General features: G+C 64.8%; 8 protein-coding genes, 1 tRNA gene and 1 pseudogene. 2 read left to right on the top strand and 8 right to left on the bottom strand.

Going from position 1 to position 8,160, the window contains the following annotated elements; all coding sequences use genetic code 11:
- Window position 1 precedes the first annotated feature (1 nt).
- The 5 genes from PG896_RS14275 to PG896_RS14255 form a co-directional block, all read right to left on the bottom strand.
- A tRNA-Met gene (locus PG896_RS14275) sits at window positions 2-75 on the bottom strand.
- Between the two features lie 235 nt (window positions 76-310).
- Window positions 311-1,030: a hypothetical protein gene (locus PG896_RS14270; protein ID WP_010674858.1), complete on the bottom strand. Its 720-nt coding sequence runs from the start codon at window positions 1,028-1,030 to the stop codon at window positions 311-313.
- A gap of 106 nt (window positions 1,031-1,136) precedes the next feature.
- Window positions 1,137-2,771 (bottom strand): ATP-dependent endonuclease, encoded by a 1,635-nt coding sequence (locus tag PG896_RS14265; protein ID WP_010674859.1) that lies wholly within the window; start codon window positions 2,769-2,771, stop codon window positions 1,137-1,139.
- A 76-nt stretch (window positions 2,772-2,847) separates the two neighbouring features.
- A complete protein-coding gene (locus PG896_RS14260; RefSeq protein WP_256094327.1) occupies window positions 2,848-2,970 on the bottom strand; it encodes a hypothetical protein in 123 nt (40 codons plus the stop codon).
- A 62-nt stretch (window positions 2,971-3,032) separates the two neighbouring features.
- Window positions 3,033-3,920 carry a helix-turn-helix domain-containing protein gene (locus PG896_RS14255; protein ID WP_042016580.1) on the bottom strand — a complete coding sequence of 296 codons (888 nt, stop codon included), beginning with the start codon at window positions 3,918-3,920 and terminating at the stop codon, window positions 3,033-3,035.
- Window positions 3,921-4,098: 178 nt separating this feature from the next.
- Here PG896_RS14255 and PG896_RS14250 point away from each other — a divergent pair, with 178 nt between their 5' ends.
- Together PG896_RS14250 and PG896_RS14245 are read left to right on the top strand one after the other, a co-directional pair.
- A complete protein-coding gene (locus PG896_RS14250; protein WP_041215090.1) occupies window positions 4,099-5,016 on the top strand; it encodes a DMT family transporter in 918 nt (305 codons plus the stop codon).
- A 51-nt stretch (window positions 5,017-5,067) separates the two neighbouring features.
- Complete coding sequence (locus PG896_RS14245; RefSeq protein WP_201972400.1) at window positions 5,068-6,000, top strand: LysR family transcriptional regulator; 933 nt, start codon at window positions 5,068-5,070, stop codon at window positions 5,998-6,000.
- A 52-nt stretch (window positions 6,001-6,052) separates the two neighbouring features.
- On the opposite strand, the gene PG896_RS14240 is transcribed toward PG896_RS14245, so the two are convergent.
- From PG896_RS14240 to PG896_RS14230, 3 genes and pseudogenes are all read right to left on the bottom strand, one after another.
- On the bottom strand, window positions 6,053-6,832 hold the full coding sequence (locus PG896_RS14240) for a TSUP family transporter (protein ID WP_010674863.1): 780 nt from the start codon (window positions 6,830-6,832) through the stop codon (window positions 6,053-6,055).
- 250 nt (window positions 6,833-7,082) lie between these two features.
- Window positions 7,083-7,196, bottom strand: a pseudogene (locus PG896_RS21200) (DTW domain-containing protein); the annotation flags it as partial.
- 2 nt (window positions 7,197-7,198) lie between these two features.
- Window positions 7,199-7,948, bottom strand: a complete 750-nt coding sequence (locus PG896_RS14230; RefSeq protein WP_114523016.1) for a tRNA-uridine aminocarboxypropyltransferase — start codon at window positions 7,946-7,948, stop codon at window positions 7,199-7,201.
- Window positions 7,949-8,160 lie beyond the last annotated feature (212 nt).

Here is an 8,160-nt window from a genome sequence, read left to right as displayed (position 1 = left end):
GTTGCGGGGGCCGGATTTGAACCGACGACCTTCGGGTTATGAGCCCGACGAGCTACCGAGCTGCTCCACCCCGCGTCCGAGGTCGCCCATAATAGGCGCCAACGCTGAGATTGCAAGTAAATATCCTAAAAAAAGTTTATTCGGGGATTAAACCGTCACATACTGCGCTCTTTTGCAACAAATCGCAGTTTTTTCAGGCAGCTAGCGATCTCTCGCCCCTCAGGCCCCTCCCCGCGCTCCCCCCGACTTGCCCCTCTTTGCCATAAAAAAAGCCCGCACAACAAGGTGCGGGCGGGAGGATGCGCCGGGATCAGGCCAGCTGGTGCAACACGCTGGTCGCCGCAATCTGGGCGATGATGAGGCCGCACAGGGTCACGGAGACCACCACGGGGGCCGTCTCCTGCTGACGGTAGATGGGGCTGAACCAGAGCAGCAGGGCTGCGACCAGCAGGCCGGCCTGGGTCACTACCCCGGGGATCAGCGGGTCGAGCCCTGCGCTGCTCCCCTGCCAACCCACCAGCACCGCCAGCCAGATAAGACTCAGGATGGCGGAGACCAGCCCCGCCAGGGGCAGCAGCAGATTGAAGGCTTGCAGGCGGTGGCGGGCACGTAGCAGCATCAGGTGGGCAAAGGCCGACCCCAGCAGCACCATCTGCAGCAGGCCGCCGAGCCAGCCCTGGATCTGCATCAGACCCAGCCCGTAGAGGGCGAGCGGCATGGCGGGCAACCATAGCAGGGTGGCGGGGATGGCGCGCTTGCCCTCCAGGCGAGACTGGACCAGGGAGAGCACGATACCGAGCACCAGGGCGGCCCCCCCGCTCCAGATGAGCCAGCCCGCAACCTTGGCCTCCACCGCCAGCATCAGGGAGAGCCCGGTGATCACCCAGACCGAGAAGAGCTGGGTAGTGATCCGCGAGCGCTGGCCCGGGCAGAGATCCCCGCGCCACAGGACGAGCCCCACAGCGATCAGGGCCCCCAGGGCCATCAGACCGGTCAGGGGAAAGAGCCAAAAAGGAAGTTGGACGAACATAGGGTCTCCGGCAGCAGTCCGGGTGCGGGTGCACCCATCACAGGGTAAGGAAGGACAAGAGGCAGGGAGTATATCCAAACTCCCTCCGTCTTCCCAACGTCGCCGGTCAGCTTTGTCCCCGGGCAAGGGCAACCACCCGGGCAAACATCTGCTTGAGCACAGGGGGAATGTGCTCGCTGCCGAGGCGCTCCGCCTCCTCCACCACCGCCAGGGCCATGCCTGGCTTGCTGCGATGGTGGATCGCCTTGGCGATGATGCGCCCGGCGTTGAGGGTGGAGCGCCCCCCGACCCCCGCCTCACGCCGGAACACCCCCTCGAACCCGTTCTGGTAGAGGTAGTGCTCTATGTCTGCCGCCGGCAACTGGGTCAGCCGATCCCGCTCGCGCTCCCCCTTGAGCAGGGAGCGGGCGGAGCTTGCATACTTGGCGCCCGCCTCGTCACCGTCGGTGAGCAGGTGCCACTCTATGCCAAAGTCCCGGGCCACCTTGATGAGGGGGGCCTGGCCGCACTGGGCGAACTCGATGATGCGCACCCCCTCCGCCCGCAGGCTGTAGCCGCAGATCTGGGCCAGCTCCGAGAGCAGCCAGATCTCGGTCTCCCCTTCCACCAGCAGCCAGCAGCGGGCAAACATCGACATGGGCCTGTTGATGCGCACATGGAAGGCAATCTTGCGCAGATCGTCGCTGCTGTAGCGCTCCCCTCCCAACTGATGGCAGAGGATGTCCTGCTGGCGGCGCACCAGACGGCGCACCTGATTGAGGGGCAAGGAGGAGAGCAGGTCCCCCGAGTTGGTGGTGAGCAGCTTCTGGCCGGGCAACTGCTCCAGCAGACCCCAGGCCAGGGCCAGCATGGTGGGATGCAGGCGACTCTCGGGGTCTTCCAGCATCAGTATGGGTCTGGCCCCCTCCTCCAGCTCCCGGTTGCCCCGGGCGTGGAGCAGCATGGCCGCCATGCCCGCCATGGCCAGTTGCAGCGCCCGGTTGTCCGCATTGCGCAGCAGCACCTGCAGGTTGCCGGGATTGCGCAGGGTCATGGGGCGATTGACGATATCCCGCTGGCTGCGAGGCTTGTGCTTGATGGGCGCCAGGGCGCTGAAGTAGTGCTCCATCAACTGCTGCACCGCCTGCAGCGCCTCCTTGAGTTCTGGCTCGCCGATGCGCTGGGGCTCATCGGTGAGCTTGCCGGCCAGCTCGTCCAGCCGCTGCTCGCACAGATCCCCCCAGGGCAGCCGCTCGATACCATCCCTGGCGGTACGGGCATCCCGCAGCCTGAACACCGGATTCATGGTGATGAGCAGACGCACCAGCGCCTCGTTGTTGTCGATGGTCAGGCTCTTGCCGATGCCGTCGAGAAAGTCGTGGGTGGTGAGCACGCTGCCATCGTCCTGCAACTCGGCACTGGCACGATAATGCACCCGGTGGAACTTGTCCTTGTGGGGGATCCAGGCCGCCCCGAGGCGGGCCAGACGGCGGGAGTGCTGGCACATCTGGGGACGATACTCGCTGAAGGTGAGCACCAGTTGCAGCGTGCGCGAGGGTTCGAGCTCGGGATCTTCGGGCCGGTGAAAATCATCCTGACCAAATTGATAGGGCTCGGCATCCCCCAGCAGGCACCAGAGGGCCCGCAGCAGGCTGGATTTGCCCCAGGCGTTTTCGCCGATGAGCACAGTGGTGTTGTCCAGCCCGAGGGAGAGGCGATTTATTCCGCGAAAACCTTTGACTTCAATGCGTTCCAGAAACATGCGGCCATATCCAGTCCATCCTGATGGCGCAATAGTGGCAAAGTTGCCGGAAAAATCCTATCGGGTTACGGCGTTTTCAGCGGGAACTGTGAGGAACGAGCGGTTCGGGCGGCGTCGGCTGGGTGGCGCGATAGAGGGGGGCATTCCAGTGGTTGAACCAGAGATGGCGAGTACGAGTCTGACGTTTGCGATGATTCAATGGGCATTCCTTTCAATGGACAAGAGACAGAGGGTACACCTCTTTTGCCCAGAGTCTCAGGGTTATCTGTGACAGGAGAATGACAACTGGGCTCGCCACTGGCCCGGGCTCAGGCCGAACGCCTCCCGAAAACGGTTACCAAAATGGGCCTGGGAGGAGAAGCCGCACTGGGCGGCGATGCTGGCCAGAGGCTCGCTTCCCGCCAGCAACTGCTTGGCCCGCTTGAGCCGCAGCCCGAGCAGGTAGCGGTGGGGCGGACAGCCCAGGCTCTGCCCGAACATACGGGCGAAGTGGTATTCGCTCAGACCCGCCTCCCGGGCGAGCTCTCCCAGGGTGACCGGCTCGGCCAGGTGAGCCTGCAGATACTCCTGCACCCGGCGCACCACGGCCGGGGCCAGGCCGCCGCGCACTTCCGGCAGCGCCGGGGCCTCGCGGGTGTGATGGCGATAGGCGTGCAGCATCAGCATCCAGGCACCATGGGAGAGCGCCATGCGATCGATGCCGTGCTGCCAGTCCAGCTTCATCAATTGCCCCTGCACCAGGGCCGCCGCCTGGGGATCGTCGATGAAGGTCTTGTCTTCCAGTTGCAGATGACGCCCCTCCTTGTCACACGCCTGCTCGGCGATACGGGTGAAGTGGGCGGGGGTGAAGTAGAGGTGGAAGAAGCGAAACTCCTCGCGCACCAGCCACTCGGACCTGTGGTGATCCGGCATGATGCACACCTTGCCGGCACCGCCATGGCCACCGGGGCCGTCCAGCCGCTCGGTCTGCTCGCCCCCCTGCAGGTAGACGCTGATGGTGTGGTTGCCCGGCTTGTGGTAGCGGGTCTGATCGTAGCGGTTGCACCAGCTCGCCACCCCGAGTCCGGGCTCCAGCCAGCAGGAGTCCTCCAGCCTGGCACCGGTGCTCACCAGGGCATCAAAGACCCCTGCCTGTCTTGTCTGCTGCATGGCATGCTGCACGCTTGCGTCCCTCTCTGGCACTTGCCGCCCCTTTCCTGTCGCCATCTTATCGCGCCTCATGGTCAAAGGCTGCGCCTCCGTTGAAAAAACCGCAAGATGGTGCAAGCCGGCACCCCGCCTCACGGTTCATGCTGATCACATCATCTTCTCTTGATGGGATCACACCATGAATCTGATGCTCTATGTTTCCACCGTCCTCATCTGGGGCAGCACCTGGATTGCCATCGCCTGGCAGCTCGGCCCCATCCCCATCGAGGTCTCGGTGCTCTATCGTTTCGCCCTGGCGGCCCTGGCCCTGTTCGCCCTGCTCACGGTGAGCGGCAAGTTTCCGCGCCTGCCCTGGGCGGGCCAGCGTTATGCTGCCCTGCTCGGCGCGTTGCTCTTTTCCACCAACTTCCTCTGTTTCTACCACGCCACCCTCTATATCCCGAGCGGCCTGTCGGCGGTGATTTTCGCCAGCGCCAGCATCTTCAACGGCCTCAATCTCTGGCTGTTCGAGGGTAAACGACCGGGCCTGCGCTGGCTGCAAGGATCGTTGCTGGGGCTGCTTGGCACCCTGCTGCTCTTCTGGCCGGTGCTGGCGGATGCACAACTGGGTGCAAACGGCTGGAAGGGCTTGCTCTTTGCCTGCGCCGGCACCCTCTGCTTCTCCCTGGGCAACCTGGTCTCCGCCCGGGGACAGCGCCAGGGCTATCACGTATTGCAGATGGTACCCTGGGGCATGGTCTACGGCGTGGCGCTGCTGCTGGGCTGGGTCACGGTACTCGGTCAGTCACTCACCCTGCCCACCGACCCGCGCTACCTCGCCGCCATGGTCTATCTGGCCATCTTCGGCTCCGTCATCGCCTTCACCGCCTACCTCACCCTGGTGGGACGCATCGGTGCCAGCAAGGCGGCCTACGCCACCGTGCTCTTCCCCCTGGTGGCCCTCACCCTCTCCACCTTCTATGAAGGCTTTGTCTGGCAGACGGTCTCCATCGTCGGCGTGGTGGTGAGCCTCATCGGCAACCTGGTGATCTTCGCGCCCCCCGTCAAGGCGTGGCGCTGGCCGCTATCAAGGGCCGCAAACGGTACTTGCCCCTGATGCCACCAGCCCCTAAGGTAACCGCGTCCAACACACGAGGAGGGAGGACGCATGTTACTGGAAGGGCTGGAGACACTCTGCCTGCTGGCAAGCGAGGGCACCATGGCCAAGGTTGCAAGCCGCCTCTATATCAGTCAGTCGGCGGTCAGCAAGCGCATCGCCCAGCTGGAGCAGCGCCTTGGCAAGAAGCTCATCGAGCCGGATGGCCGTCATATCCGCCTCACTCCCCAGGCCCGTGAACTGCTCGCCCGGGTAGCCCCGAGCCTCGCCGAAATGAAGGGGGTGCTGGCGGACAGCCAGATCCTCACGGATCAGACCCCTCTGTCCATCGCCTGCTCCGAAACCCTGCTGGCGGGCTACCTCGCCCGCTTCATGCACGCCTACCTTGAACGGGATCCCCACATTGCCCTCTCTACCCACCACACCCCGGTCATTCTGGCCCGGGTGCGCGGCGGGGATGCCCTGCTCGGGATCTGCGCCGGTCGCCTGCCGCCGGGCCATGGGCTGTGTGCCGAACGGCTGCTGGAGGAGCCCTTCTATCTGGTGGGGGACGCTCTGGATGAGGCGGCGCAGCCGGATCACCAGAGCGCCTTGCAAGAAACTGTGACCAGCAAGCAACTGACTGAAGGCGACGTGAGTAAGGGGATGCAGGGCAAGGTGCGCAATATCCTGACCATGGATCTGGAGAACCCCTCCAACCGCTATCTGCGCGAGCCCCTGGCCGCCCTCGGGCTTATCCCCGCCATGGAGCTCGATTCCTACCTGGCGCTGATCGAGCTGGCCAAGGCAGGCATTGGCCCCGTGCTCCTGCCCGCTGGCCTGCTGGCGCTGGTGGGTGAGCAGGGGACACAGGCACGCCCCCTGCCGGGACTGGGCCGCCCGCTCCACCTGGTCTATCGGCCAAACAGCCTCAAGCGCGATCGCATTGCCCGCCTGGTGCAGGCGCTGCAAGCCCATTTCCGGCAACTGACGGCACAGGGCTGAAACGCAAGAGGGCCCGATCTGCGATCGGGCCCTCGTCATGGGGGGTACCGGCTCAGCCCAGCCAGGCAAAAAGCTCGGGGTACTGGCTCCACACCAGCTTGGCGGACATCACCAGGGAGACGGTCACCAGCAGCGGCTTGATGAGCTTCACCCCTTTCTTGAGTACCAGCTTGGAGCCCATGCGCGCCCCGATGAACTGCCCCAGCGCCATGCACAGCCCCACGCTCCACACCACCTTGCCCCCCAGGGTGAAGAAGAGCAGGGAAGCGATGTTGGAAGTGAAGTTGAGCAGCTTGGTGTGGGCGGTGGCCCGCGCCATGCCAAAGCCCGCCAGGGCCACGAAACCGATGGCAAAAAACGACCCCGTGCCCGGCCCGAAGAAGCCGTCATAAAAGCCCACGCCCCCGCCCACCAGCAGGGCGAACGCCATGGGAGTGAGGCGACGCTGGCTCTCCGCATCGCTCACCCTGGGGGAGAAGTAGAAGTAGCAGGCAAACGCCATCAGCAGGAAGGGGAGCAGCCGCTCCAGGATGGCGGCATCGATGGTCTGCACCGCCAGAGTGCCGATGGCCGCCCCGATGAAGGTGCAGATGACCGCCGGCCAGATGATGGCCCACTCAAGGAGCCCCTTGCGGGCATAAAACCAGGTGGCGGAGAAGGAACCGAAACTGCTCTGCAACTTGTTGGTGCCAAGCACCAGGGCCGGCGGCATGCCGGTGGCCAGCAGGGCCGGCACCGTCAAGAGTCCCCCGCCCCCGGCGATGGCATCGATAAAGCCGGCGATGAGGGCCACCCCGAACAGGGCGACCAGGGTGAGCAGTTCCAGTTCCATCCATAGACCTCGTGTGATTGGCGGCGCCCGGCATGGCCTGGAGCCTGAAGGAGTCAACAGGTCGCTATCCTAGCGAGGGCGGGCTCATGAAGCCAACGAAACAATGGCAGCCAACTAATTCCTTATTTTCATCAATCAGCCCGCGAGAGGGCCTGCGCCTTGATAACCGCCAGCCTCTGTAGCAGGGGCGCTTCATCCGCACCGGGCGCACGGCTTACCCGGCCAGCCATGTAGCGGCTGCTGATGAGGATTAATCCAGAGCGCGGCTCTGGCCCTTGATGGCCTCCAGCCCCTCCAGCAGGGGCCCTTCATCAGCACCGGGTGCACGGCTAACCCGGCCAGCCATGTAGCGGCTGCTGATGAGGATTAATCCAGAGCGCGGCTCTGGCCCTTGATGGTCTCCAGTCCCTCCAGCAGGGGCGCTTCATCCGCACCGGGCGCACGGCTCACCCGGCCAGCCATGTAGCGGCGGCTAAAGAGATTGAACCAGAGCTGCAGCGCCTGCCCCGCCCGTAGCTCCCCGGCCACTTCCAGCACGCAGGCGGCCACCTCGGCGGTGCACAGGTGCTCGTCGCTGTGGGCGACGCGCATGCCGTAGGTAGAGAGTGCATCCGGCTTGATGGCGAGTACCGGGAAGCTGTCCAGATAGGGACTCTTGTTGAACATCTTGCGCGCCTCGGGCCAGGTGCCGTCCAGCAGGATGAACAGCGGCTTCTTGCCCGGGGCCAGTACCACCTCGCCGGTCAGGCGGTCGGGCGCTTTCTCGCAGGCGGGAAAGACCACGTAGGGCTGCCAGGCGGGATCCGCCAGCAGGGCCAGCAGCTCGGGATGGGGTTCGGTACGCGACCAGAGAAAGGCCCAGGTGGAGTCCGGCAGCACGTCGGCGATGAGGCGCCCGGTGTTGGAGGGCTTCATGGGCTCGCTGTCATACATCATGAGGCAGAAACCGGCCTCGGCCTTGAGCGCCGGGCGCCAGTCGCAGGCACACCAGTCGTGGCGCAGCTGGCAGGCATCGCAGCGTGGCACGCTGCCGCCACGGGCAAGAAAGGGTCGGGTCGAGACGCTCTTGCGCCAGATGCGCAGGCGGTTGACGGCGTGATCGGGGATGGGCTTCATGGAACGCGGCTCTGACGGTGCCTGTGGCGGGACAAAAGGGGGCTGATTGTAACGGCGCGCCCTCCTGGCGGCAAGGCTTGCCGGGCGGCGCCCTGCCCCCTTCCCTCCCCGCGTTCTGCCCGCCTCGCCCCCATGAAAAAAGGTTCATCGCGGCTTTCCGGGGAAGGCCGCCTTGATTTTCAGAAAAAAGTATTCTGAGTCCCTAAATCCAT

It is taken from the genome of Aeromonas sp. QDB30 (genome assembly GCF_027707645.1).
In the GTDB taxonomy this organism is placed as follows: Bacteria; Pseudomonadota; Gammaproteobacteria; order Enterobacterales; family Aeromonadaceae; genus Aeromonas; species Aeromonas caviae.
The sequence above is the reverse complement of the archived record's forward strand: the minus strand, read 5'-3'. Positions and strand labels throughout refer to the sequence as shown.